Annotated in this window: 22 protein-coding genes; 13 read left to right on the top strand and 9 right to left on the bottom strand. The window is 62.5% G+C overall.

The features are described from left to right. Nucleotides 1-53: 53 nt before the first annotated feature. Entirely contained in the window at nt 54-2,561 is a 2,508-nt protein-coding gene (gene hrpB, locus B348_RS0108255) for an ATP-dependent helicase HrpB (protein WP_017735658.1), read from the bottom strand. A gap of 254 nt (nt 2,562-2,815) precedes the next feature. Here hrpB and B348_RS0108250 point away from each other — a divergent pair, with 254 nt between their 5' ends. Next, nucleotides 2,816-3,235, top strand: coding sequence for a hypothetical protein (locus tag B348_RS0108250; protein WP_017735657.1), 420 nt, complete (start codon nt 2,816-2,818; stop codon nt 3,233-3,235). 15 nt (nt 3,236-3,250) lie between these two features. Continuing rightward, nucleotides 3,251-4,144 carry a cation diffusion facilitator family transporter gene (locus B348_RS0108245; RefSeq protein WP_017735656.1) on the top strand — a complete coding sequence of 298 codons (894 nt, stop codon included), beginning with the start codon at nt 3,251-3,253 and terminating at the stop codon, nt 4,142-4,144. Here B348_RS0108245 and B348_RS0108240 read toward each other — a convergent pair. Further along, a complete protein-coding gene (locus B348_RS0108240; protein WP_017735655.1) occupies nt 4,141-5,226 on the bottom strand; it encodes a DUF6515 family protein in 1,086 nt (361 codons plus the stop codon). The two genes, B348_RS0108245 and B348_RS0108240, sit on opposite strands and share 4 nt — an antisense overlap. A 416-nt stretch (nt 5,227-5,642) precedes the next feature. Between B348_RS0108240 and B348_RS0108235 the strand changes: the two genes are divergently transcribed. Both B348_RS0108235 and B348_RS0108230 read left to right on the top strand, forming a co-directional pair. Then, on the top strand, nt 5,643-6,122 hold the full coding sequence (locus tag B348_RS0108235; RefSeq protein ID WP_017735654.1) for an Lrp/AsnC family transcriptional regulator: 480 nt from the start codon (nt 5,643-5,645) through the stop codon (nt 6,120-6,122). Nucleotides 6,123-6,335: 213 nt separating this feature from the next. Beyond that, nucleotides 6,336-6,545 carry a DUF2788 domain-containing protein gene (locus tag B348_RS0108230; protein ID WP_025858220.1) on the top strand — a complete coding sequence of 70 codons (210 nt, stop codon included), beginning with the start codon at nt 6,336-6,338 and terminating at the stop codon, nt 6,543-6,545. Here the strand turns inward: B348_RS0108230 and B348_RS0108225 are convergent. From B348_RS0108225 to B348_RS0108210, 4 genes are all read right to left on the bottom strand, one after another. Next, on the bottom strand, nt 6,540-7,175 hold the full coding sequence (locus B348_RS0108225; RefSeq protein WP_017735653.1) for a pseudouridine synthase: 636 nt from the start codon (nt 7,173-7,175) through the stop codon (nt 6,540-6,542). The two genes, B348_RS0108230 and B348_RS0108225, sit on opposite strands and share 6 nt — an antisense overlap. A 71-nt stretch (nt 7,176-7,246) precedes the next feature. Further along, nucleotides 7,247-8,719, bottom strand: coding sequence for an AMP nucleosidase (gene amn, locus B348_RS0108220; protein ID WP_177325320.1), 1,473 nt, complete (start codon nt 8,717-8,719; stop codon nt 7,247-7,249). A gap of 198 nt (nt 8,720-8,917) precedes the next feature. Then, on the bottom strand, nt 8,918-10,567 hold the full coding sequence (locus B348_RS0108215; protein WP_017735651.1) for an acyl-CoA dehydrogenase family protein: 1,650 nt from the start codon (nt 10,565-10,567) through the stop codon (nt 8,918-8,920). 90 nt (nt 10,568-10,657) lie between these two features. Continuing rightward, entirely contained in the window at nt 10,658-13,030 is a 2,373-nt protein-coding gene (locus B348_RS0108210) for a hybrid sensor histidine kinase/response regulator (protein ID WP_017735650.1), read from the bottom strand. A gap of 276 nt (nt 13,031-13,306) precedes the next feature. Here B348_RS0108210 and B348_RS0108205 point away from each other — a divergent pair, with 276 nt between their 5' ends. The 4 genes from B348_RS0108205 (at nt 13,307) to B348_RS0108190 (ending at nt 16,826) form a co-directional block, all read left to right on the top strand. Further along, nucleotides 13,307-14,104 (top strand): hydroxymethylpyrimidine/phosphomethylpyrimidine kinase, encoded by a 798-nt coding sequence (locus B348_RS0108205; protein ID WP_017735649.1) that lies wholly within the window; start codon nt 13,307-13,309, stop codon nt 14,102-14,104. Nucleotides 14,105-14,122: 18 nt separating this feature from the next. Further along, the gene (thiE, locus tag B348_RS0108200) at nt 14,123-14,746 is read left to right on the top strand and encodes a thiamine phosphate synthase (RefSeq protein ID WP_017735648.1); all 624 of its coding nucleotides are present in this window, start codon (nt 14,123-14,125) and stop codon (nt 14,744-14,746) included. Nucleotides 14,747-14,763: 17 nt separating this feature from the next. Beyond that, nucleotides 14,764-16,047, top strand: coding sequence for a glutamate-1-semialdehyde 2,1-aminomutase (hemL, locus tag B348_RS0108195; protein ID WP_017735647.1), 1,284 nt, complete (start codon nt 14,764-14,766; stop codon nt 16,045-16,047). A gap of 224 nt (nt 16,048-16,271) precedes the next feature. Then, complete coding sequence (locus tag B348_RS0108190; protein ID WP_017735646.1) at nt 16,272-16,826, top strand: tetratricopeptide repeat protein; 555 nt, start codon at nt 16,272-16,274, stop codon at nt 16,824-16,826. 118 nt (nt 16,827-16,944) lie between these two features. Here the strand turns inward: B348_RS0108190 and B348_RS0108185 are convergent, their stop codons facing one another. After that, on the bottom strand, nt 16,945-17,271 hold the full coding sequence (locus B348_RS0108185) for a DUF1820 family protein (protein WP_017735645.1): 327 nt from the start codon (nt 17,269-17,271) through the stop codon (nt 16,945-16,947). A gap of 131 nt (nt 17,272-17,402) precedes the next feature. Between B348_RS0108185 and miaB the strand changes: the two genes are divergently transcribed. From miaB to lnt, 5 genes are all read left to right on the top strand, one after another. Next, nucleotides 17,403-18,731 carry a tRNA (N6-isopentenyl adenosine(37)-C2)-methylthiotransferase MiaB gene (gene miaB / locus B348_RS0108180; protein WP_017735644.1) on the top strand — a complete coding sequence of 443 codons (1,329 nt, stop codon included), beginning with the start codon at nt 17,403-17,405 and terminating at the stop codon, nt 18,729-18,731. A 237-nt stretch (nt 18,732-18,968) separates the two neighbouring features. Further along, the gene (locus B348_RS0108175; RefSeq protein ID WP_017735643.1) at nt 18,969-19,973 is read left to right on the top strand and encodes a PhoH family protein; all 1,005 of its coding nucleotides are present in this window, start codon (nt 18,969-18,971) and stop codon (nt 19,971-19,973) included. Then, a complete protein-coding gene (gene ybeY, locus B348_RS0108170) occupies nt 19,966-20,424 on the top strand; it encodes an rRNA maturation RNase YbeY (RefSeq protein WP_017735642.1) in 459 nt (152 codons plus the stop codon). The genes B348_RS0108175 and ybeY overlap by 8 nt, the downstream gene beginning before the upstream one ends. A gap of 40 nt (nt 20,425-20,464) precedes the next feature. Beyond that, a complete protein-coding gene (locus tag B348_RS0108165; protein ID WP_017735641.1) occupies nt 20,465-21,304 on the top strand; it encodes an HlyC/CorC family transporter in 840 nt (279 codons plus the stop codon). 8 nt (nt 21,305-21,312) lie between these two features. Continuing rightward, nucleotides 21,313-22,836, top strand: coding sequence for an apolipoprotein N-acyltransferase (gene lnt, locus B348_RS0108160; RefSeq protein WP_017735640.1), 1,524 nt, complete (start codon nt 21,313-21,315; stop codon nt 22,834-22,836). 142 nt (nt 22,837-22,978) lie between these two features. Here lnt and B348_RS0108155 read toward each other — a convergent pair whose 3' ends face one another. Continuing rightward, nucleotides 22,979-23,740 (bottom strand): YdcF family protein, encoded by a 762-nt coding sequence (locus B348_RS0108155; RefSeq protein ID WP_017735639.1) that lies wholly within the window; start codon nt 23,738-23,740, stop codon nt 22,979-22,981. Between the two features lie 96 nt (nt 23,741-23,836). Next, a complete protein-coding gene (locus tag B348_RS0108150; RefSeq protein WP_017735638.1) occupies nt 23,837-24,154 on the bottom strand; it encodes a hypothetical protein in 318 nt (105 codons plus the stop codon). Nucleotides 24,155-24,236: the final 82 nt, after the last annotated feature.

Here is a 24,236-nt window from a genome sequence, read left to right as displayed (position 1 = left end):
TGATACACCGCTATCGCAGGCAAGCCAGCTCCCACAGTTGATCTCCGTCGTTGCTACTTACGGGGTTTGATCCGCGCCGTCGCTTCAGCCACCAACGGATCATCCGGCCAATAATGCTTCGGGTACCGCCCCTTCAGATCCTTCTTCACCTCGGCGTAGGTACTGCGCCAGAAGTTCGCCAGATCCTGGGTCACCTGCACCGGCCGCCGCGCCGGGGACAGCAGGTGCAACTTGACCACCTGGCGCCCGCCGGCAATGCGCGGTGTGTCCGCCAGCCCGAACAATTCCTGCAAGCGCACCGCCAGAATCGGCGGCTGTTCGCTGTAGTCCAAACGCACCGACGAGCCCGACGGCACTTTCACGTGCTGCGGCGCCAGTTCGTCGAGGCGCTGGGGCAGCGGCCAGGGCAACAGGTTGTGCAGGAAGCTGGAAATATCCAGGTTGGCGAAATGGCTCAGGCGCGAGACTTTGCCCAGGTAAGGCATCAGCCAGTGTTCAAGGTCGGCGAGCAAGGCGCTGTCGCAGATGTCGGGCCATTCGCTGGTTTTGCCGGCATCGAGATGGCGCAGCAGCATGACGCGGGCTTGCCATTGGCGCAGCTCGGGTGTCCACGGCAGCAATTCCAGGCCTTTGCGCCGCACCAGGTTGACCAGCGCCTGGCTGCGCGCGGCTTCGTCGAGGCCGGTGAGGGGTTCACGGCTGAGTACCAGCTCGCCGACTTTGCGCTGGCGTTCGGCGCGCAGCACGCCTTCGCGCTCGTCCCAATCGAGTTGATCGACGTTGCGCACCTGCTCGGCGAGCACCGTATCGAACAGCGCCGGATCAAAGTCCGCCGCGAGGTAGATGCGCTCTTCGCGCTGGCCCTGGCGGCTGCCAAGGTCGGCAATCACCAGCCACGTTTGTTTCATCAGGCTGTCGGCTTCGGCGAACAGCGCCGCGCGGCCGTTGGCCAGGCGATATTCGGCGCCACCGGGGCGACGCTGCTGAGCGACGCGATCCGGGTAGGCCAGCGCCAGCAAGGCGCCGAGCCAGCGCGGGTGATCGGGGTCGGCCACCGGTTGCGTGGCCTTGCCCCTTAAATAGCCACGGTATTGCCGCGCCAATTGCTTGGCCCGCTGCACGCCGCCTTGGCTGCCACGGGCGCGTTCTTCGCCGGACAGCAACGCCAGACGACTGTGCAAATCCGCGCCGCCGCCGCGCAAGATATCGCGCTCGCCCAGCAGCGCCGCGACGTCACATGCCGTGGTCGCCAGCCCCAGATCCTGCCCGCGTAGCAGCAGATGGGCGATGCGCGGATGGGCCGGCAGCTCGGCCATTTTCTGCCCGTGAGCGGTGAGTTTGTCATCATTCAAGGCGCCAAGGCGCACCAGCAGATCCTGGGCCTGGGCGTACGCGGCGGTGGGCGGCACATCCAGCCACACCAGTTGCGTGGGCGTGACGCCCCAGCGCGCCAGTTGCAAGGCCAGGCCGGCCAGGTCGGCGGCGAGGATTTCCGCGCTGCCGTAAGCAGCGAGGCCTTCATGCTGGTCTTCGGACCACAACCGGTAACACACCCCGGGCTCCAGGCGCCCGGCCCGGCCGGCACGCTGGGTCGCACTGGCGCGGGAGATGCGCTGGGTGTCGAGGCGGGTCATGCCGCTGCCGGGGTCGAAACGTGGCACCCGCGCCAGCCCGGCGTCGATCACCACGCGCACGCCGTTGATGGTCAGGCTGGTCTCGGCGATGTTGGTAGCCAGTACCACTTTGCGTTTGCCGGCAGGTGCCGGGTCGATGGCGGCGCGCTGGGCGTTGAGGTCGAGCTCGCCGTGCAGCGGGCATAACAGCACGTCGGTGCGTTCACCGAGGGCGTCAGCCAGTTGCTGGTTGACCCGACGAATCTCCGCCTGACCCGGTAGGAAAACCAGCACGCTGCCCGTCTCGTCATGCAGTGCTTCAAGGATGGTCTGCACCAGGCGCGGTTCGATAAATTCTCCGGCCTGGTACGGCCGCCCCCAGCGCATCTGCACCGGGAACATGCGCCCTTCGCTGCGCAGGATCGGCGCGTCGTCGAGCAAGCCGGACAGGCGCTCGCCTTCAAGGGTGGCGGACATCAGCAGGATTTTCAGCGGCTGCTCGTCGCGAAACAGGTCGCGGCCGTTGAGGCTCAAGGCCAGTGCGAGGTCGGCGTCGAGGCTGCGTTCATGGAACTCGTCGAAGATCAGCAGGCCCACGCCGTCCAGCGCCGGGTCGTCCTGCAAGCGGCGGGTGAGGATGCCTTCGGTGACCACTTCGATGCGGGTGTTGGGGCCGACCTTGCTGTCGAGACGGATGCGATAGCCGACGGTTTCGCCAACCTTTTCCCCCAGCTCGCTGGCCAGCCGTTCGGCGGCGGCGCGGGCGGCAAGGCGACGGGGCTCGAGCATCAGGATGGTTTGCCCGGCCAGCCACGGCTCATTCAATAAGGCCAACGGCACGCGGGTGGTTTTACCGGCACCGGGCGGTGCTTCCAGCACGGCTTCATGGCGATTCGCCAAGGCGTCACGCAGGGCGGGTAAAACATCATCGATCGGCAACGAATTCATACTGGCTCCAAAGCAGAGCGGCGAGTATAACGGCGAACGGCCGAGTGCCGGTGACGGTCTCAGAAACGCCGCCCACTTCAATTGTGAATGCAATCAAAGGTGGGAACTGGCTTGCCTGCGATGGCGGTGGGTCAGCCAGCCAATCTGGCACTGATACACCGCTATCGCAGGCAAGCCAGCTCCCACATTGGATCGGCGTCGTTCAGCAGATCTGGCATATAGTCACTTTCAATACATGTTCAGGAGATTCCCCCATGCGTATCGCTTCCCGTGTCATCGGCGGTGTCCTCGCCGTCACCCTGCTGAGCCAATTGACGGCCTGCGGTTCGATCTTCTACCCGGATCGCCGTGGCCAGATTGATGGCAAGATCGACCCGACGATTGCCGTGCTCGACGCCGTGGGCCTGTTGTTCTACGTGATCCCTGGCCTGATCGCCTTTGGCGTGGACTTCGCCACCGGTGCGATCTACTTCGAACCGGGCAAAACCGCGCAGGTCGCGCCCGAGAAACTCCACGAAGCCATCGGCGCCGACGGCAAGGTCGATAACGCCAAGCTGCAATCCATCATCCAGAAAGAAACCGGCCACACCCTGCCGCTGGACGACCCGCGCATGATCCAGTTCAAGGGCAGCGTGCAACAACTCGCCTCCCTCGGCCTGCAACCCGCCGCCTAAGGATTCGACCCGCCTATGACCAGCAGCCCCGAACACGCCAGGCTCCTGCGCCTGGCCACCCGCGCGTCGGTTGGCGTGGCCTGTGCGCTGATCATCACCAAGGCCATCGCCTGGTGGCTCAGCGGCTCGGTGAGCATGCTCGCCGGGTTGACCGACTCGCTGCTGGACGGCGTCACCTCGCTGCTGAATCTGATCGCCGTGCATTACGCCCTGCGGCCGGCCGATGACGATCACCGTTACGGCCACGGCAAGGCGGAATCCCTGGCGGGCATGGCCCAGGCGCTGTTTATCGGCGGCAGTGCGGTGTTGATCGCGCTGCAGGCTTATGAGCGCTTGCAACACCCGGAACCGGTCGGCGCGCCGTGGCTGAGCATTGGCGTGATCATTTTTTCGCTGGTGCTGACCGTGGCCTTGCTGATGCTGCAGCACCGGGTGGTGCGCGAAACCGGCTCGAATGCGGTGCGGGCTGACTCGCTGCACTATCGCTCGGACTTGCTGCTCAACGGCAGCATCCTGGTGGCGCTGGTGATTGCCGGCCTGGGCTTTCATCAGGTGGATGCGTGGTTCGGCCTGGGCATCGCCGCCTATATTTTGTGGAGTGCGATCCAGATCGCCCGGGAAAGTTTTGCGGTGCTGATGGATGAGGAACTGCCGGCGGACGTGAGCCAGCACATGCTGGAACTGGCCCGCAGCGTACCGGGCGTGCTCGGCGCCCATGACTTGCGCACGCGCATCTCGGGCAACCACTGGTTTGTGCAGTTGCACCTGGAGCTGCCGGGGGAGTTGACGCTGTCGGTGGCCCACGCCATCAGCGACCAGGCCGCCGACGCGATCCATAACGCCTACCCGCGTGCCGAAGTGCTGGTGCACGCCGACCCGCGGGAAGTGGTCACAGGCAATAAAGCCTAGTACTGCACCTGATACCCGCGACTGCTCAGGCAGTTGCCCTGGGCCTGGCGGTAGGTTTGCACCACCGCCGGATCGGGGGCATAGGTGACTTGTTGCGGGTCGAAGCCGCTTTGCTGCACGGCCCAGCGATAACAGTCATAACCGTCCTGCTGCACCTGGGCTGGTGACTGGCCGTTGGCGGGATAGGCCACCACGTCGTAGCCATTCCCCTGCGGCGCCGGTTGTGGCGCGGGCACCTGCGTGGGCGGTTGCACCACCACGTACTGTTGGGAGCTGCTTTCGTAGGTGTAATAGGCACCGGCCGCGAGGAAGAACAGCGCGCTGCCCACCCACACTTCCCGCGCGTAGTCCGGCAGGTATTGCACGCGGATGCCGTACGGTGGCGTCACCACGACATAACGCGGGCCCTGCGGGCGATACCAGTAGCCACCGGAGAAGAAGTAATCCTGGCCACGATAAGGCACGCGGTAGTTACGGTCGGGGAAGCGGTCGATCACATACCCAGGGCGATGCTGCGGGCCGGGGCCCCAGCCATTGCCGTGCCCGTCGGGGCGGCCCGGCCAGCGGTTGTCGCCAGGGCGGTTATTGTTGTAGCCGCCGCCATTGTTGCCTGGACGCGAGCCGGGGCCGCCAGCTTCCCAGTGCTGGTTGCCGTCGTTGCGGCGGGGGATATCGCGGTAGTTGCCCTGGCGCGGTTCCTGGGTCTGGCGCACGGTGTCGGGGCGGCTCTGGATCGGCAGGTTGTTTGACGGCTGCGGTTGTGGCTGCTGCACGGGCCGACTCGGCTCATTGCCCGGCTGGCGACCTTGCCAATGGTCGTTCTGGCCACCGCGCTGTTCGAAATGCTGATTCTGCGGGTGAGGCTGATTGTTCTCTGGCCGTGGCTGATTATTTTCCGGCCGTGGTGCGTTGTTCTGTGGGCGTGGCTGTTCATTGCCCTGCTGTCGGCCGCCGCCCTGGCCGCGCTCATGCTGACCCCCGCCTTCAGGGCGTGGTGTGTTATCACGCTCGTCGGCCAGCGCTTGCGCGCCAACGGTGACCATCAGCAAACCTACACCTGTCAAACGCCAGATGCGCTTCATGCTATTCCTCACTGCGGATTAGGGCCTGTCCATGAGACTGGAAAAGCACGGCCCGGTTCTCGGACAGGTTATCAGTCACGAGAAACATTTTCGCAGGCAAAAGAAAAGGGGTGACCCGTCGGCCACCCCTTGAGAACTTCGTCCGTGCTCAACGCTTTTGACGTTGGCTCACCTCACGCCGTCTTGTGGACAGTGTGCAGCCTGGAGGCCGGCTCAACCCTGCTGGGGCGGCGGCCGCAGCGCACCTGATTGGGCGGGCTGCTGTGGACTGTTTGTCCAGGCGGTGATTCTGTTGATAAAGATACCCGCCAGCGCCCGGCAGATGATTGCGAAGATTGCGTCAATAAACAGTGCTTGCGCAATTTTTAACCCTTCATAGATAATTCACCGCAATAGTTACGACAAAGGCCAACCCAATGAGCAAGCTTGACCGATACGACCTGAGTATTTTGGCGGAATTGCAGCGTGACGCGCGGATCTCCAACCAGGAGTTGGCCGAACGCATCGGCTTGTCGCCATCGCCGTGCTCGCGCCGGGTCAAGCAGTTGGAAGACGACGGCTACATCGCCCGCCAGGTCGCCCTGCTCGACCGCAAGATGCTGGGCCTGAGCCTCACCGCCTATGTGCTGATCGGCATGGACCGGCATACCCCGGAGCGTTTCGAGAACTTTGAGGCGGCGATCCGGACGCTGCCGCAAGTGCTGGAGTGCAGTTTGGTGACGGGGATGGATGCTGACTATCAGTTGAAGGTGGTGGTGCCGGATATGGATCACTATCAGAAGTTGCTGCTGGGGCATCTCACCCGCATCGATGGGGTGACCAGTGTGCGATCGAGCTTTGTACTCAACCAGGTACTCAACAGCACCGAACTGCCGCTGACCCACCTGCGCACTTAAGATCAATAGCGATCAACTGTGGGAGCTGGCTAGTGTGGGAGCCGGGCTTGCCCGCGATGCAGGCACCTCGGTGTATCAGTGATACCGAGGTGATGCTATCGCAGGCAAGCCAGCTCCCACATTTGGATAGTGCTTCGACTCAAGTCAATGTTGCGTCTGTAACGCTGCCGTATACTTGCCCGCCTGCCCTGTCGGAAGCCCCCCATGAACAACATCGACCCCGCCCTCTTCGAAGAATGGATGATGACCGGCCTGGTCACCCTCCTGATCATTTTCATGGGCTTTATCGTCTGGGACCTGGCGAAGAAGTCCAAGGCCGGGCGCTTTGGCTCGTTCATCCTGTTCTTCGTACTGGGCCTGGGTGTGGCCGCGTTCATCATCAAGAGCGTGGTGATCGGCCTGATCGAGTCCGGTGCCCTATAGGCGCGCCGGCACTTCCTTCCACTGGCCTTGATCCAGGCCGTCGATCGTCCAGTCGCCAATGCGCACACGCACCAGGCGCAACGTGGGCAAGCCTACTGCCGCCGTCATACGCCGAACCTGGCGGTTGCGCCCTTCGCGAATCACCAATTCCAGCCACGACGTGGGCACGCTTTTGCGAAAGCGTACCGGCGGATTGCGCGGCCACAGTTCGGGCTCATCCAACTGCCGGGCCTCGGCGGGCAGGGTCATGCCGTCGTTGAGTTCCACACCGGCACGCAGGCGTTGCAGTTGTTCTTCGCTCGGTTCACCTTCCACCTGCACCCAATAGGTTTTCGCCAGCTTGTGCTTGGGGTCGGCAATCCGCGCCTGCAACTGGCCATCGTTGGTCAGCAGCAGCAAACCTTCGCTGTCACGGTCCAGGCGACCCGCCGGGTAGATGCCGGGGATGTTGATAAAATTCTTGAGGGTCGCGCGCCCGCCTTCGTCGCTGAACTGGGTCAGCACGTCGAAGGGTTTGTTGAACAGGATCAGCTTCGGCTCGGCCGGCGGAGCCTTGGCGACACGCCGCGCAGCGGAATACGGGGGCTTCACGCCAGGGCGGCGCGAATCGGGACGGGTGGGACGGGACATGGCTTCGGTACATCTGACGGTCAGGACCGACAATGCTAGTGGCCTGACCGTTAAATGACCATCCCAACCGCTTAGCGGAACGGCGGCTCGTCGAAGCTGCGCAGTTTGCGCGAGTGCAGCGAGTTGAGTTCGGTGCGCAGCAGATCCACCGCCTCGATGCCGATCTTCAAGTGCTGGCTCACCGCACGTTCATAGAACGCGTTGGCCGAACCCGGCAGCTTGATCTCGCTGTGCAGCGGTTTGTCCGAGACGCACAACAACGTGCCATACGGCACCCGCAAGCGATAACCCTGGGCGGCGATGGTGCCGCTTTCCATGTCCACCGCCACGGCGCGGGACAGGTTGATCAACGGCCGTTCCTGGGCCCAGCGCAGTTCCCAGTTGCGGTCGTCATAGGTCAGCACGGTGCCGGTGCGCAGGCGTTTTTTCAGCTCTTCGCCTTTTTCGCCGGTGACGTTGGCCGCCGCTTGCTGCAAGGCCATCTGCACTTCGGCCAGGGCCGGGATCGGGATGTTCGGCGGCACCACGCGGTCGAGAATCCCGTCGCGGCGCATATAGGCGTGGGCCAGTACGTAGTCGCCGATGGTCTGGGATTGGCGCAGGCCGCCGCAGTGGCCGATCATCAGCCAGCAATGCGGACGCAGCACCGCCAAGTGATCGGTGATGTTCTTCGCGTTGGACGGGCCCACACCGATGTTCACCAGGGTCACGCCGTGGCCGTCGCTGGCCTGCAAGTGATAGGCCGGCATCTGGTAGCGGTGCCAGACCACACCCGCCGCAATCGCCGACGCTTCGCCGTGGTCCATGCTCTTGTCGATCACCACGTTGCCCGGCAGCACCATGCGGATAAAACGCGGGTCGCTGCGCAGTTGCTCCAGGCCATGCAGGATGAACTGGTCCACGTAGCGGTGGTAGTTGGTCAGCAGGATCCACGGCTGCACATGGCGCCAGTCGCTGCCGGTGTAGTGCACCAGGCGGCGCAGGGAAAAATCCACACGGGCTGCATCGAACAGCGCCAGGGGCAGCGGGTCGGTGTTTTCCCAGTCGTAGAGGCCGTCGGCGATGCCATCGGTGGCGGCCGACAGGTCGGTGCTCGGGAACACACGGGCGAGGGTCGCGGCGGTCACGCCGGAGCCGGCCAGTTCGTCGCCCTGCTCCACCACGTAGGGGTACGGGATGTTCTGCTGGCTGACGCCCACTTCCACCGTCACGGTGAAGTCGTGCATCAGCGGCACCAGTTGCTCCAGCAGGTACTTACGGAACGCGGCGGGATGGGTGACGGTGACGCTGTAGGTCCCCGGCAACTGGACCTTGGCGTATGCCCGGGTGGTCTGTGGGACTTCGCCGTGGCAGTGGTAGGTCAGGCGCAGTTCCGGGTAGCGAAACAGCGCGCGTTGTTCGGCGTCGGGTTCGACGCGGTCTTTGAGGTATTGCTTGAGGGCTTGGTTGAGTGCGCCGGTAGCACGCTCATGCAGAGCCGCCAGCCGGTCCACGGCTTCTTCGGCGGATTGAACGACAACAAAAGCTTCGGTCACGGTAAGCATCCTGTGTTCTGACGTGCAGGCCTTTATCTTGCCTGTATCCCTGTCAGACGCAAACTTTGAATTGGAGTGCCCTCTCAAGATGGGTGCAATCCCTGTGGGAGCTGGCTTGCCTGCGATAGCGGTGGGTCAATCAGCAATAATGTGAGTGATGGACCGCTATCGCAGGCAAGCCAGCTCCCACATTTTGATCGAGTGTAGTCAGAGGGTTGGTGTTGAGCGGGCGACGATAGCTTCCACATCGACGCCACGGGGCAATGTGCCATACACCCGGCCGGACGATTCGCCGAGGCGACTGGCAATAAACCCATCACTGACCGCCCCATTCCCCGCTTCCAGCAACAACTTGGCCTGCAACGCCACGGCGATGTCCTCGGTGAGTTGCCGCGCCCGGTACTGGATGTCCTGGGTGTCCATAAACACGGATTTCAACTGTTCGATATGCCGCGCCAGCGACTTGTCACCGTGCCCATCCCCCAGTTCGACGAACAACGCCTCCAACACCCCCGGCTCTTTCGACAACGCGCGCAGCACATCCAGACACTGCACATTGCCGGAACCTTCCCACGTCGAATTCACCGGTGCCTCACGGTACAGGCGCGGCAGGATGCTGTCTTCGACATAGCCCGCACCGCCCATGCACTCGGCGGCTTCGTTGATCATTGCCGGCGCGCGTTTGCAGATCCAATACTTGCCCACCGCCGTCACCAGCCGAGCGAACTTGGCTTCCTGTTCATCCCCCAGATGATCCAGCGCGCGTCCCATGCGCATGCTCAACGCCAGCGCGGCTTCGCTTTCCAGCGCCAGGTCGGCGAGCACGTTTTGCATCAGCGGTTGCTCGCTGAGCACACGACCGCCCACCGATCGATGGGCGCAATGATGGCTGGCCTGGGTCAGCGCCTGGCGCATCAGGGCGCTGGAGCCGACCATGCAATCGAAGCGGGTCATGGCGACCATTTCGATGATGGTCGGTACGCCCCGGCCTTCTTCGCCGATCATCCAGGCCAGGGCGCCACGGAACTCCACTTCGCTGGAGGCGTTCGAGCAGTTGCCGAGCTTGTTTTTCAGGCGCTGGATATAGAACTCGTTGCGCGTGTCGTCCGGGCGGTGCCGGGGCAGTAGGAAACAGGTGAGGCCCTTGTCGGTCTGGGCCAGGGTCAGGAACGCATCGCACATCGGCGCCGAGCAGAACCATTTGTGCCCCACCAGCTCATACGCCTGACCGGGGCCACCGGCGCCCACCGGATAGGCGCGGGTGGTGTTGGCGCGCACGTCGGTGCCGCCCTGCTTCTCGGTCATGGCCATGCCGATGGTGGCCCCGGCTTTATGGGCGATGCCGACGTTGCGCGGGTCGTATTCGGTGTTGAGGATTTTCGGCAGCCAGATGTCAGCCAGATCCGGTTGCAGGCGCAGGGCCGGTACACAGGCGAAGGTCATGGTCAGCGGGCAACCGGTGCCGGCTTCGGCCTGGCTGTGCAGGTAGGTCAAGCCGGCGCGGGCCACGTGGGCGCCCGCCTGCGGATGCGCCCAGGGCAGCGACGGCAGGCCGTGTTCCACCGCCGTGCGCATCAGCTCGTGGTAGGCCGGGTGGAATTCCACCAGGTCGATGCGATGGCCATAACGGTCGTGGCTGCTAAACACCGGCTTGTTTTGATTCGCCAGGAACCCGGCCGCCATCAGCGGGCCACCGGCCAGCGCTCCATAAGCATGCAGGCGCGCCTCGGCCCAGCCAGCGCCGAAGCGCCGCGACCACTCTTGCAAGGGCACGTCGATGCGATACAGGTTGGTGCCGTCCAGGGACGGCGGCTGGTTAGTGACGTCGTGGGTTTCGGCGAACTGATGCAGGTTCATGACGGGCCTCCTGGAAAAAAGGCCACGGTCATTGGCGGCCTGAATTTCAGTTAAGCACCGGCACTGCGCTTAAAAAAGTGGCATAGGCGCCTAATGTCCGGCGCTTTCGCCCTCGACCTGGCACAGCACACAACGCTCCAGCACCGCCTGCAACGCCTCGAAACGCACGGGCTTGGCCAGCCGCTCGGTGATGCCGATGCCATGGCAGCGCTCACGGTCTGACGTGTTCAGCGATGAACTCAATGCGATGACCGGCAGCTCACCGCAGCCAGGCAAGGCACGGATCTGACAACACAACGAGAAACCGCCCTCCGGCACATCCAGCAAGACCGCCTCGAAAGTTTCCCCCTGCAAGGCCGCCAGTGCCGCGGGGCCGCTGTCCACGGTCCTGACCCGGTAACCGAGCTTGAGCAACATGCCGCGCACCGCCAACTGGCCGACGCTGTTGTCATCCACCATCAGCACCGCGCAGTCCTGCGGCGCGCGCTGCGGGCTCGGCCCCGCGGCTTTCGGTTCGGACGGCACCGGCTTGACCTCCACTTCCAACTGAAAGCGGCTGCCCTTGCGTGGTTCCGAATGATGGGTCAGACGCCCGCCCAACAACTCGATCAACTGCCGGCAGATCGCCAGGCCAATGCCCAGGCCGCCGTATTCACGGGTGGTTGAACCGTCGAGCTGGAAGAAACGCTGGTACAGCGTGGCTTCGTCGAGAAAGGCGAAGCCGATGCCGCTGTCGGTGACGATAAAGCTCAGGCGCAGCACACCTGCGCCATCGGGCACACCGACCACACGCACGCGCACCGCGCCTTGGTGGGTGAACTTGAAGGCGTTGTCCAGCAGGCAATCCAGGCACTGGGTCAGCTTGTCCGCATCGCCGATCATCCGGTCCGGCAGTTCATCCGCCACATCGATGGAAAATTCCAGGCCCTTGCTTTGCACACTGGCGCTGAATTGCTGGCGCAAGGTGTCGAGCACACCGCGCAGGCTGAACACCTGCGGCTGCGCGGTGAGGCGCCCGGCTTGCAGCTCGGTGAGGGTGAGGATGCCGTTGACCATGCGCATCATGTCCCGTGCCGAACCGGCGGCGGTCTGCTGGTATTGCGCGAGGTCGTCGTCCAGGTGAACGGTTTGCATCAGTTCAAGGGAGCCGATCACGCCGTTCATCGGGGTGCGCAGTTCGTGGGTCAGGGTGGCGAGAAATTCGTCCTTGAGCCGGTTGCTGCGGGCCAGTTGCTGGTTGAGCACTTCGAGTTTCTGGCTGGCATCGAACAGGATCTGCGCCTGTTGCTCGCGCATGCCGTTGATGCGATCCGCCAGGGCCAGGGACAGCAGCGCCACCTCGATGGCCGAGCCGATCTGGCTGGCGTACATGGTGAGGAATACGTTGGGCAGGTAGCCCAATACCATCATGGTGTTCACCACCCCGCCGAGCAGGAAGGCCGACCAGGCAATGATGAAATACCGCGCCATGCGCTGGCCACACAACCACGCTTTGATCGCGGCAATAAAGATGGTCACGGTGAACACCAGCGCCAGGCCGGTCGCCAGGCGCAGGGCCACGGCGTAGCTGGTCAGCAGCGCCAGCGCCATCACCAGCGCACCGCAGGCGGCCAGCGCGAGCAAGATGCGGTCGATCCAACGGCTGTGCTGCGCGGTATGCAGGAAGCTGCGCGCGAACAGGCTGCCGAACAGCGCCGCCGAGCCGATCAGGAACGGCACCGCGGCATTCGTCCACCATGGACTGTTCGGCCAGAAGTACTCCACGGCCACGCCGTTGACCGCCAGTTGGTACAAACCGAACGAGGCGATATAGAGGATGTAATAGAGGTAGCTGGTGTCGCGCACACTCAGGTAGATGAAGAGGTTGTAGATCAACATCCCCAGCAAGACGCCGTAGATCGCGCCCAATACATAGAGGCGCAGCGGTTGCTGCTCCAGGTAGGCGGTGCCGGCCCACAGGGTCAGTGGTGCCTGGATCGAACCTTCACTTTGCAGGCGCAGGTAGATCGTCTCCTGCTGGTCGGGGACGAAATTGAGCTTGAACAGGTAGTTGCTCTGGCGCACTTCCCGGCTGGAAAACGGCAGCGCGCTGCCGGTACGGGTGCTCAGGCGATAGGCGCCAGTGCTGTCGCTCTGGTAGAGGTCCAGGTGATTGAGCGGCGGGTAGGCCAACTCCAGAAACCAGGTGCGTGGCGCGCGAGGGTCCTTGGCCTGGTAATGCAGGTCGATCTTGAGCCAGAACACCGAACGCGAATAACCGGCATTGAGGGTGGCTTTGTCGTGGGGCTTGAACTGGGCGGCGTACGCGGGGGAACTGACTTCGGCGATGGTGAGGGCGTCGGTGGGGTCTTCGAGCACTTGCATCACGCGGCCCAGGGGCAGGCTTCGCGTGTCCTGGTTGAACCCGATGGCGTTGGCGAGCAGCGGCAGCCCGCACAACAGTAAGATCAAAAAATAGCGCATAGAGCCCCAGCGTGGCCTGTCCGGTTATGTCAAAAAGTCCCCATTCCTTTTGAGAAGACGTATACCGGCAATACTGTTAGTAATTTGGATCCACTCTAGCATAGCTGCTAAAGGCCACTAGAAGCCATGTAAATAAATTTTACGAAGGCTCTAGAACGGCACTTTCAGAGCGATTCCATGCAGTCGGCAAGCGCCAGAAAAGTGCCACACTCGGGGCAAAATTCAACCATCGCCAGACAGCCACGCAAAAAGCGTTTGGTGGTAAGCTCGCGCACCATGAATATCTACAGCTCTCGCCCCGTTGTCCTCTGTCTCTCCGGCCATGACCCCAGTGGTGGCGCCGGCCTGCAGGCAGATATCGAAGCCCTGCTTGCCCAGGGTTGCCATGCGGCTCCGGCCGTCACCGCGCTGACCGTGCAGAACACCGTCAATGTCAGCGATTTCCGCGTGCTCGACCGCGAGTGGGTACTGGCCCAGGCCAATGCCGTGCTGGGCGACTCCGACGTCGCGGCGGTCAAGCTGGGCATGCTCGGCTCCACCGCCATGGTCGACACCGTGGTCGAGCTGCTGCAGGCGCATCCGCACCTGCCGGTGGTGTGCGACCCGGTGCTGCGCGCCGGTGGCGGTGGCAGCCTGGGCAAGGATGAAGTTGGCTATGCCATGCGCGAGCGGTTGTTGCCGCTGTCGCTGATTGCCACGCCGAACCTGCCCGAAGCGCGCATCCTCGCCGAGCTGCCTGACGGCACCGCAGACGAATGCGCCGCGAAGCTGCTGCCGTATATCAAGCACCTGCTGATCACCGGCGGGCATGGCGATGAGCATGAAGTGCACAACCGTCTATATAGCCGCGACGGCACGCAGCAGACCTTTACCTGCCAGCGTCTGCCGGGCAGTTATCACGGTTCGGGCTGTACGCTGGCCAGTGCGCTGGCGGGGCGAATCGCCCAGGGCGAAGGCCTGGTCAGCGCCGTGCAATCGGCCCTCAACTACACTTGGCGCACCCTGCGTGACGCCGAACAACTCGGCCAGGGCCAGTTCGTACCGCGCCGCCTGCCGCTGGATTTCTGCTCGTAAGACCAAGGGGCTTGCCCGATGAAACTACGTGGCCTTTACGCCATTACCGACAGCCAACTGTTGGCCGGCAAATTCCTCGCCTACGTCGAAGCGGCGCTGGACGGTGGCGTGACCCTGTTGCAGTACCGCGACAAAAGCAGCGACGAAGCCCAGCGCCTGCGCGAAGCGGAAAAGCTGCGGGAGCTGTGCTCGCGCTACAAGACCCAGCTGATTATCAACGACGACGCCGAACTGGCCGCGCGCCTGGGCGTCGGCGTGCACCTGGGCCAGACCGACGGCCCGCTGACGCCCGCCCGCGCATTGCTCGGCCCCAAGGCGATCATCGGCAGCACCTGCCACAGCCAGATCGAACTGGCCGAGCAGGCCGCGAACGAGGGCGCCAGTTACGTCGCCTTCGGTCGCTTCTTCAATTCCAGCACCAAGCCCGGCGCCCCGGCGGCCACCGTCGAGATGCTGGCCCAGGCCCGCGCGCGCCTGCAGGTACCGATCTGCGTGATCGGCGGCATCACCCTGGAGAACGCCGCACCGCTGGTGGCCCACGGCGCCGACCTGCTGGCAGTGGTCCACGGCCTGTTCGGTGCCGACAGCACCCAGGAAGTCACGCGCCGCGCCCGCGCCTTCAACGCCCTTCTTAAGATCTGATTGCAGAGAGCCCCCTTATGTCCCGTTCCGAAACGCTGTTTGCCAATGCCCAGAAACACATCCCCGGCGGTGTGAACTCCCCCGTGCGTGCGTTCAAGAGCGTGGGCGGTACGCCGCTGTTCTTCAAGCATGCCGAAGGCGCCTACGTCACCGACGAAGATGACAAGCGTTATGTGGATTACGTTGGCTCGTGGGGCCCGATGATCCTCGGCCACAGCCACCCGGACGTGCTCGACGCCGTGCACCAGCAGCTGCAACACGGTTTGTCCTACGGCGCGCCGACAGCCATGGAAACGGAGATGGCCGACCTGGTCTGCTCGATCGTGCCGTCGATGGAAATGGTGCGCATGGTCAGCTCCGGCACCGAAGCCACCATGAGCGCGATCCGCCTGGCCCGTGGTTTCACTGGCCGCGACAGCATCATCAAGTTCGAAGGCTGCTACCACGGCCACTCCGACAGCCTGCTGGTGAAAGCCGGTTCCGGCCTGTTGACCCAAGGCGTACCAAGCTCGGCCGGCGTACCGGCCGCATTCGCCAAACACACCTTGACCCTGCCGTTCAACGACATCGCCGCCGTCGAACAGATGCTCAATGAAGTGGGCCAGGACGTGGCGTGCATCATCGTCGAGCCGGTGGCCGGCAACATGAACTGCGTACCGCCGGCGCCGGGTTTCCTCGAAGGCCTGCGCGAACAGTGCGACAAGCATGGCGTGGTGCTGATTTTCGACGAAGTGATGACCGGTTTCCGTGTGGCCCTCGGCGGCGCGCAGGCGCACTACGGCGTGACGCCGGACCTGAGTACCTTCGGCAAGATCATCGGTGGCGGCATGCCTGTAGGCTGCTTCGGCGGCAAGCGTGAGATCATGCACCACATCGCGCCGCTCGGCCCGGTGTACCAGGCGGGCACCTTGTCCGGCAACCCACTGGCCATGGCCGCCGGCCTGACCACCCTGCGCCTGATCAGCCGCCCGGGTTTCCACGCCGAACTGACCGACTACACCACGCGCCTGCTCGACGGCCTGCAACAACGTGCCGACGCCGCCGGTATCCCGTTTGTCACCACGCAAGCGGGCGGCATGTTCGGCCTGTACTTCAGCGGTGCCGACGATATCGTCACCTTTGATGACGTGATGGGCAGCGATGCCGACCTGTTCAAACGCTTCTTCCACCTGATGCTGGAAGGCGGCGTGTACCTGGCGCCAAGCGCATTCGAAGCCGGCTTCACCTCGATCGCCCATGGCGAGGCCGAGCTGAAACTGACCCTGGATGCCGCCGAGCGCGCCTTCGCTGCCTTGAAATAAGCCCATGCAGATTCTGACGTTGCCCCGGCAGCGTCAGATTTGCCACTTTGCTTACAGACTTTTCCTGCTTTTTTCGAGAAATCACCTGCAATCCGGCAGATAAGTTGCCCAACCAGCAGAAAAACGAGTAAAGACTTTGTAAGCAGAGGCCTGCTTATTTCATAATGCGCGCTTATTGGATCCCCTGAGGGTCCGCGCGCCCCGTCAGAGGTAAGTCGATTCCCATGAAACGCACCGGCCGCACCCTGGTTCTGGGCTGCCTGTTGCTCCTTCAGCCGCTGCTGGCACATGCACAAGCAGGCGGCAACTCGTTGTTAATCCCAGCGATGGGTCGTTGCACCCTCAATACCCAGCCAGACAGCCAGGCCGAAGCCCTGAGCGCGTGCCAGAAACAGGCCGACGGCGGGGATGCGCAAGCGCAATACGAGTTGGGTGAGTACTTCCACGACAGCAAGAACCCCGCCCGCGACCTCAACAAAGCCTTGAGCTACTTCGAGAAAGCTTCGTTGCAGGGCCATGCTGAAGCCCAATTCAAGCTGGGCACCATGTTCTTTCATGGCGAAGGCGTGCCGGCCAACAACGTCCAGGCGTATATCGTGCTGAAGATGGCGGCGGTCAACGGTGCAGAGGATGCGCTGGATACGGCTGACGAAGTGGCCGAGCACATGCAGCGCGATGAGTTGGAAGTGGCGACCCAGGTGCTGGGGCAGATCTTTCGCAATTATTTGCAGGAATTGCAGAGTGCGGATGGGCGTTCGCCCTTCTCACCCCTGCCCTGAATTCATCTAAACCCTTCTATCGCTATCGCAGGCAAGCCAGCTCCCACACTTGAACGTGTTCACAAATCAAAATGTGGGAGCTGGCTTGCCTGCGATGGCCGCGACGCGGTCTTAAGCCTTACTTCTCAGGCATCGGCATCGGAAACGGCATCACATTGCCCATGCCCCGCGCCTCGCTGATCTTCGGCGTGCCCAAACGCTCGACTTCATCGATGCGCACAATCGAATGCATCGGCACAAAACTGCGCACCACGCCCTCGAACTGCGCCTTGAGCTTCTCTTCGCCCGGGTCGACGACCAACTGGGTGCGCTCGCCAAAGACGAACTCCTCCACCTCCAGGAAACCCCACAGATCGCTCTGATAGATCTGCTTGGCGTACATTTCGAACACCTGGCCCTGGTTGAGGAAAATCACCTTGTAGATTGGAGCTTCACGTTTGGTCATGGTGGGCGAGCAACACATCGGGGATATAAAAGAGGGCGCGAACTATAGCATGGCACCCGATGCACAACGCTAGGAACCAATGGGCATGCCCCCTATAATGCGCGGTTCTTTACCACCAGTTGACGATCCCCATGGCCAAGAAGCTTTACATCGAAACCCACGGTTGCCAGATGAACGAGTACGACAGCTCGCGCATGGTCGATCTGCTGGGCGAACATCAGGCCCTGGAAGTCACCGCCCGCGCCGAAGATGCCGACGTGATCCTGCTCAATACCTGCTCGATCCGCGAGCGGGCCCAGGACCGTGTGTATTCGCAGCTGGGCCGCTGGCGCGAACTGAAACTGGCCAACCCGGAGATGGTGATCGCCGTCGGCGGTTGCGTGGCCAGCCAGGAAGGCGCCGCGATCCGCGACCGCGCGCCCTATGTCGATGTGGTCTTCGGCCCGCAGACCCTGCACCGCTTGCCGGAAATGATCGACGCCGCACGCATCACCAAGCTGCCGCAGGTCGATGTGTCGTTTCCCGAAATCGAAAAATTCGACCACTTGCCCGAACCGCGCATCGACGGGCCGAGCGCCTACGTGTCGGTGATGGAAGGCTGCAGCAAATACTGCACCTTCTGCGTGGTGCCCTACACCCGCGGCGAAGAAGTCAGCCGGCCGTTTGACGATGTCATGTCGGAAATCATCCACCTCGCCGAAAACGGCGTGCGTGAAGTGACCCTGCTGGGCCAGAACGTCAACGGCTATCGCGGCCTGACCCATGACGGTCGCCTGGCCGACCTGGCGGAACTGATCCGCGTGGTCGCCGCCGTCGATGGCATCGAGCGCATCCGCTACACCACCTCGCACCCGCTGGAATTCTCCGACAGCCTGATCCAGGCCCACGCCGAAGTGCCGGAGCTGGTCAAACACCTGCACTTGCCGGTGCAATCGGGCTCGGACCGTATCCTGGCGGCGATGAAGCGCAATCACACGGCCCTGGAATACAAATCCAAACTGCGCAAATTGCGCGCGGCCGTGCCGGGCATCTGCATCAGTTCGGACTTTATCGTCGGTTTCCCCGGCGAAACCGAGAAAGACTTCCAGCAGACCATGAAGCTGATCGAAGACGTCGGTTTCGACTTTTCCTACTCGTTCGTCTACAGCCAGCGCCCCGGCACACCGGCCGCCGACCTGCTGGACGAAACCCCGGAAGAACTGAAAAAAGAGCGCCTGAACGCGTTGCAGCACCGGCTGAACCAGCAGGGGTTCGAGATCAGCCGACAAATGGTCGGTTCCACCCAACGCATCCTGGTCACCGACTATTCGAAAAAGGACCCGGGCGAGCTGCAAGGCCGCACCGAGAACAACCGGATCGTCAACTTCCGTTGCGACAATCCGACCCTGATCGGCCAGTTTGCCGACGTGCACATCGACGCGGCGCAACCGCACTCGTTGCGGGGCTCGTTGATCAACTGAGCGCAAAAACCCGAAGACAAATGAAGAGCAAATGTGGGAGCTGGCTCGCCTGCGATAGCGGTGTAACAGGCAGTCTCTATTTTGGATGTGCCGGCCTCATCGCAGGCAAGCCAGCTCCCACAGGGGTTCTTCATTGGTCTGGAGAGTGAAGCCAGCCCATTTAAGTGCTTTCGCACACCGGCCACTGGCGTTATTCTCTATTTCACCTCAACAGCCAAAGGGCGGCTAAAAGCGACCTTGAACGCACCCATCGTAGAACCCCATCATTTTCTCCTCGAGCCGTTTGAGGCTCGCCGTTTCGCCAACCTGTGCGGACAGTTCGACGAGCACCTGCGCCTGATCGAACAACGCCTGGGCATCGAGATCCGCAACCGCGGCAATCAGTTCGAGCTCATTGGTGAAACCCAGTCCACTAAATCTGCAGAAAACCTGCTGCGCCGTCTCTACCGCGAAACCAAGGGTAGCGAGTTGTCGCCAGAAACCGTGCACCTGTATTTGCAGGAATCGGCTGTGGAAGACCTGGCCAACAATCCAGTAGCTGAAGCCAGCGTGGCCCTGCGTACCAAGAAAGGCATGATTCGCCCAAAAGGCTTGAATCAGCAGAAGTACGTCAAGGCGATCCTGGGTAACGATATCAACTTCGGCATCGGCCCCGCCGGTACCGGCAAGACCTACCTGGCTGTGGCCTGTGCGGTGGATGCCCTTGAGCGCGAGCAAGTGCGCCGCATCCTGCTGGTGCGCCCGGCGGTCGAAGCGGGCGAAAAGCTCGGTTTCCTGCCCGGCGACCTCGCCCAGAAGATCGACCCGTACCTGCGCCCGCTTTACGACGCGTTGTACGAGATGCTTGGCTTCGAATACGTGGCCAAGCTGATCGAACGCCAGGTAATCGAGATCGCCCCGCTGGCCTACATGCGCGGCCGCACCTTGAGTAACAGTTTCATCATCCTCGACGAAAGCCAGAACACCACGGTCGAGCAGATGAAGATGTTCCTCACCCGTATCGGGTTCGGCTCCACGGCCATCATCACCGGCGACATCACCCAGGTTGACCTGCCCAAGGGCACCAAGTCGGGCTTGAGCCATGTGATTGAAGTGCTCAAGGACGTGCCGGGCATCAGCTTCACGCACTTCTCGCCCAAGGATGTGGTGCGCCACCCGCTGGTGCAGCGCATCGTCGAAGCCTATGAGCGCTTCGAACACCGTGACGATGGTTTGTCCAAGGACGCTCGCCGCGATGCTTGAGCTAGACCTGCAACTGGCCACCGAAGCGCCCGCCCCCAGTGAAGAGCAGTTCCGTCAATGGTGCGCCCTGGCCCTGCGCCAGCGCACCGCCGACTCGGAACTGACCATCCGCCTGGTGGACGAGCCCGAAGGCCGCGAACTGAATCACACCTGGCGCCAGAAGGATTACGCGACCAACGTGCTGTCCTTCCCCGCCGACGTGCCCGATGAGTTACTGGACATCCCACTGCTGGGTGACCTGGTGATCTGCGTCGAAGTCGTCGAGCGCGAGGCCAAGGAACAAGGCAAGGCACTGGAAGCCCATTGGGCACACCTGGTCATCCACGGCTGCTTGCATCTCTTGGGTTACGACCATATAGACGATGACGAAGCCGAGGAAATGGAAACACTGGAACAAACGTTGCTTGCCGAATTGGGTCATCCAGACCCTTACGCAGATGACGAAAACTAAGACACTCAACTGAAACAACAAAGGATTTAGAGTAATCGCTATGAGCGAAGACCGATCGAGCAACGGGCAGAAGTCATGGCTGGGTAAACTGACCCAGGCTTTTGCCCACGAGCCGAAAAACCGCCAGGAGCTGCTGGAGCTGCTGCGCGAGGCCCACCAGAACAAATTGCTGGACAGCGAAGCGCTGGCCATCGTCGAGGGCGCCATCCAGGTCGCTGACCTGCAAGTACGTGACATCATGGTCCCGCGCTCGCAGATGATCAGCATCAAGGCGACCCAGACCCCACGGGAATTCCTCCCGGCCGTGATCGACTCGGCGCACTCGCGCTACCCGGTGATCGGTGAAAGCCACGACGACGTCATGGGCGTCCTGCTGGCCAAGGACTTGCTGCCGCTGATCCTCAAGGAGAACGGCGACAACTTCAACATCAAGGACTTGCTGCGCCCGGCCACCTTCGTGCCCGAGTCCAAGCGCCTGAATGTGCTGCTGCGCGAGTTCCGCGCCAACCACAACCACATGGCCATCGTGATCGACGAATACGGCGGTGTGGCCGGCCTGGTGACCATTGAAGACGTGCTGGAACAGATCGTCGGCGACATCGAAGACGAGCACGACGTCGAGGAAGACAGCTACATCAAGCCCCTGCCCAGCGGTGACTTCCTGATCAAGGCGCTGACGCCGATCGAAAACTTCAACGAGTTCTTCGACAGCGAATTCTCCGATGATGAATTCGACACCGTTGGCGGCCTGGTGATGAATGCGTTTGGCCATCTGCCAAAACGCAACGAAACCACCGAGATCGGCGCGTATCGCTTCCGTATCCTCAACGCGGACAGCCGTCGTATCCATCTGATCCGCCTGACACCTATTGCCCGCTAAGGAATGACATGCAGCGCCTAACCCGCCCCGGCTGGCCCGGTAATTTGCTGGCCGTGGTGGCCGGCGCCATCACCACCCTGGCGCTGGCGCCGTTCGATCTATGGCCGTTTGCGCTGATCGCCGTCGGATTGTTCTATATCGGCCTGCGGGAACTGAGCCCACGCCAAGCCCTGGGGCGTGGCTGGTGCTTTGGTTTCGGCCTGTTTGGCGCCGGTACCAGCTGGATCTACTACAGCATCCACCACTTCGGCGGCGCTTCGGTGCTGCTGGCGGGCTTGCTGATGCTGGCGTTTACCGCCGCCATCGCCCTGTTCTTCGCCCTGCCCGCCTGGTTGTGGGCACGCTGGCTGCGCCGCAATGAAGCGCCGCTGGCCGATGCGCTGACCTTTGCAGCCTTGTGGGTCGGCCAGGAAGCGTTTCGCGGCTGGTTCCTCACCGGTTTCCCGTGGCTTTATTCCGGTTACAGCCAGCTCGACGGCCCATTGACTGGCCTCGCGCCAGTCGGCGGGATGTGGCTGATCTCCTTCGCCCTGGCGCTGACCGCCGCTGTTCTGTGCAACCTGCCGCGCCTGTTGGCGAGCAAGCGCAACGCCTTTATCGGCGCGGGCCTGGTGTTGTTGGTGGCGCCATGGGCCATCGGCCTGGCACTCAAGCATCACGCCTGGACCTCGCCGTCCGGCGCACCGCTGACCGTCGCCGCGATCCAGGGCAACGTCGAACAAAGCATGAAGTGGGACCCCGAGCAGCTCAATGCGCAGCTGGCGCTATACCGCGACATGAGCTTCGCCTCCAAGCCGGTGGACCTGCTGATCTGGCCGGAAACCGCCGTGCCAGTACTCAAGGAGTCGGTTGAAGGCTACCTGGGGATGATGGGCAAGTTCGCCGCCGACCGGCACAGCGCGCTGATCACCGGCGTGCCGATCCGCCAGGAAGTGCATCACCAGAAGCGTTACTTCAACGGCATCACCGTGGTCGGCGAAGGCGAAGGCACTTACCTCAAGCAGAAACTGGTGCCGTTTGGCGAGTACGTGCCGTTGCAGGACATGCTGCGCGGGCTGATTGCCTTCTTCGACCTGCCGATGTCGGACTTCGCCCGCGGCCCGGAAGACCAGCCGATGTTGCAGGCCAAGGGCTATCAGATTGCGCCGTTCATTTGCTACGAAGTGGTGTACCCGGAGTTCGCCGCTGGCCTTTCCGCCCGCAGCGACTTGTTGCTGACCATCAGCAACGACACCTGGTTCGGCACCTCCATCGGCCCCTTGCAGCACCTGCAAATGGCGCAGATGCGTGCCCTGGAAGCCGGCCGCTGGATGATCCGCGCCACCAACAACGGCGTGACTGGCCTGATCAACCCGTACGGGCAGATCACGGCGCAGATCCCGCAGTTCGAGCGCGGGATTCTGTATGGCGAAGTGGTGCCGATGCACAACCTCACCCCGTACCTGCAATGGCGGTCATGGCCGTTGATTATTGTGTGTGTGCTGCTGTTTGGCTGGGCGCTGCTGGCCGGTCGAATGGCCAAGACGGTCTAAGGGACACCACAAAACCCATGTGGGAACTCGCTTGTGTGGGAGCTGGCTTGCCTGCGATGCAGACACCTCGGTGTACCAGTTGTACTGAGGTGATGCCATCGCAGGCAAGCCAGCTCCCACATTTGATCTGCTGTGCTGCGGGTTATCGGTAGAACAATCGGTAACCTATCTGCCCCACCGCCTCATTGATCAACTGCCCGCTTTGCCAGATCGACTTGAATTCCGGCATCCAGCCGCCCAACGGCCGGGCATTGTCCACACCAAGGAAACCGACCGGCCCTGGCACCACCGTGAAGCCGGCCTGCTCAAAGCTCCACACCGAACGCGGCATGTGCCAGGCCTGGGTAACCACCACCACGCGCTTGATACCTTCGGGCAGCAAAATCTCAGCACTCATCTGCGCATTTTCCCAAGTGGTCCGGCTGCGCTCTTCCTTCCAGCGCACCGTAACGCCAAAGTCATCCTTCATCGACACCGCCATCAACTCGCCCTCGCTGGGTGGCGTGCCATAGTGCAACCCTCCGCTGGTCAACACCGGCAACCCCGATGCCTTGGCGAGGCGTGCCGCATAACGCTCACGTTCAAGCCCGATGCCGGTGGGCTGATCGGCGCCCCACGCCGGATCGCCGCGCTCACGCCCCGAACCCAGCACCACAATGGCGTCGGCGCGTTGCGCCAGGGTTGCCCACTCTTCCCGCACCAACGGCGGCTCAGTCTCAAGGGTGTGAGCGCCCCACTCCACCATCACCGGCAAACTCATCAACCACATGCCGCCCAGCCCCAGCGCAAAGCAGCACCCGGCCAGCCGCGGGCGGCTGCGACGCAACCACCAGGCAAGCGCCAGCAGCAGCAAGAAAAGACCGGGGGGCAATAACAGTTGCTTGATGAAATAACGAAAAGGCATCGGGCATCTCCAAAGATGCCCGAAGCCTAGATGCAACGGGATTTAGCGACAATCTTTACCAGCACAATTAAGAAGGTTTACAGATAACGCTGTGCATCACTTGCACCGTACGGCCCGAAGCTTTTCCGGGCCGCGAGCGGCAGGCAAGTCTTTCAGCCAAACCACCTTGGCCGAGCGCAAAGACTCTTGGGCGAGCGGGGAGGCCTGCCCAAACGATGCGCGGTGGTGATTGGACTCCAGGAAAACCTTGATCAGTTCAAGCTCTGCCTGGCTCAAGCCACGCAACTCCAGCTCCTCAGGCCGCTCATCACACAATCGGCCCGCTGTTTTTGCTGCATCCAATGCACGACCCAAACGGTCGATCAGTCCTTCGTACAACTGCGGTTTCGTTAAAGTTCGCTGCGATTCAGCCATCCCCTCACCTCATTGAAGAAAAGTCTTGCTCCCCAATAAACAGCGTAGCCCTCGTGGCTGCACCTGCCTGGTGCCGCGACAG

The sequence above is a fragment of the Pseudomonas sp. CBZ-4 genome (assembly GCF_000346755.1).
Taxonomy (GTDB): Bacteria; Pseudomonadota; Gammaproteobacteria; order Pseudomonadales; family Pseudomonadaceae; genus Aquipseudomonas.
The sequence above is the reverse complement of the archived record's forward strand: the minus strand, read 5'-3'. Positions and strand labels throughout refer to the sequence as shown.

What these genes read in the sequence shown, in the direction of transcription:
- B348_RS0108235 (WP_017735654.1), top strand. Translation starts at nt 5,643, where the DNA reads ATGAGCAAGCTTGACCGATACGACCTGAGTATTTTGGCGGAATTGCAG.
- B348_RS0108155 (WP_017735639.1), bottom strand. Translation starts at nt 23,740, where the DNA reads ATGCCTTTTCGTTATTTCATCAAGCAACTGTTATTGCCCCCCGGTCTT.
- B348_RS0108150 (WP_017735638.1), bottom strand. Translation starts at nt 24,154, where the DNA reads ATGGCTGAATCGCAGCGAACTTTAACGAAACCGCAGTTGTACGAAGGA.
- B348_RS0108205 (WP_017735649.1), top strand. Translation starts at nt 13,307, where the DNA reads ATGAATATCTACAGCTCTCGCCCCGTTGTCCTCTGTCTCTCCGGCCAT.
- ybeY (WP_017735642.1), top strand. Translation starts at nt 19,966, where the DNA reads ATGCTTGAGCTAGACCTGCAACTGGCCACCGAAGCGCCCGCCCCCAGT.
- miaB (WP_017735644.1), top strand. Translation starts at nt 17,403, where the DNA reads ATGGCCAAGAAGCTTTACATCGAAACCCACGGTTGCCAGATGAACGAG.
- B348_RS0108210 (WP_017735650.1), bottom strand. Translation starts at nt 13,030, where the DNA reads ATGCGCTATTTTTTGATCTTACTGTTGTGCGGGCTGCCGCTGCTCGCC.
- B348_RS0108240 (WP_017735655.1), bottom strand. Translation starts at nt 5,226, where the DNA reads ATGAAGCGCATCTGGCGTTTGACAGGTGTAGGTTTGCTGATGGTCACC.
- B348_RS0108215 (WP_017735651.1), bottom strand. Translation starts at nt 10,567, where the DNA reads ATGAACCTGCATCAGTTCGCCGAAACCCACGACGTCACTAACCAGCCG.
- B348_RS0108250 (WP_017735657.1), top strand. Translation starts at nt 2,816, where the DNA reads ATGCGTATCGCTTCCCGTGTCATCGGCGGTGTCCTCGCCGTCACCCTG.
- B348_RS0108225 (WP_017735653.1), bottom strand. Translation starts at nt 7,175, where the DNA reads ATGTCCCGTCCCACCCGTCCCGATTCGCGCCGCCCTGGCGTGAAGCCC.
- hrpB (WP_017735658.1), bottom strand. Translation starts at nt 2,561, where the DNA reads ATGAATTCGTTGCCGATCGATGATGTTTTACCCGCCCTGCGTGACGCC.
- hemL (WP_017735647.1), top strand. Translation starts at nt 14,764, where the DNA reads ATGTCCCGTTCCGAAACGCTGTTTGCCAATGCCCAGAAACACATCCCC.
- B348_RS0108190 (WP_017735646.1), top strand. Translation starts at nt 16,272, where the DNA reads ATGAAACGCACCGGCCGCACCCTGGTTCTGGGCTGCCTGTTGCTCCTT.
- thiE (WP_017735648.1), top strand. Translation starts at nt 14,123, where the DNA reads ATGAAACTACGTGGCCTTTACGCCATTACCGACAGCCAACTGTTGGCC.
- B348_RS0108245 (WP_017735656.1), top strand. Translation starts at nt 3,251, where the DNA reads ATGACCAGCAGCCCCGAACACGCCAGGCTCCTGCGCCTGGCCACCCGC.
- lnt (WP_017735640.1), top strand. Translation starts at nt 21,313, where the DNA reads ATGCAGCGCCTAACCCGCCCCGGCTGGCCCGGTAATTTGCTGGCCGTG.
- B348_RS0108165 (WP_017735641.1), top strand. Translation starts at nt 20,465, where the DNA reads ATGAGCGAAGACCGATCGAGCAACGGGCAGAAGTCATGGCTGGGTAAA.
- amn (WP_177325320.1), bottom strand. Translation starts at nt 8,719, where the DNA reads ATGCTTACCGTGACCGAAGCTTTTGTTGTCGTTCAATCCGCCGAAGAA.
- B348_RS0108185 (WP_017735645.1), bottom strand. Translation starts at nt 17,271, where the DNA reads ATGACCAAACGTGAAGCTCCAATCTACAAGGTGATTTTCCTCAACCAG.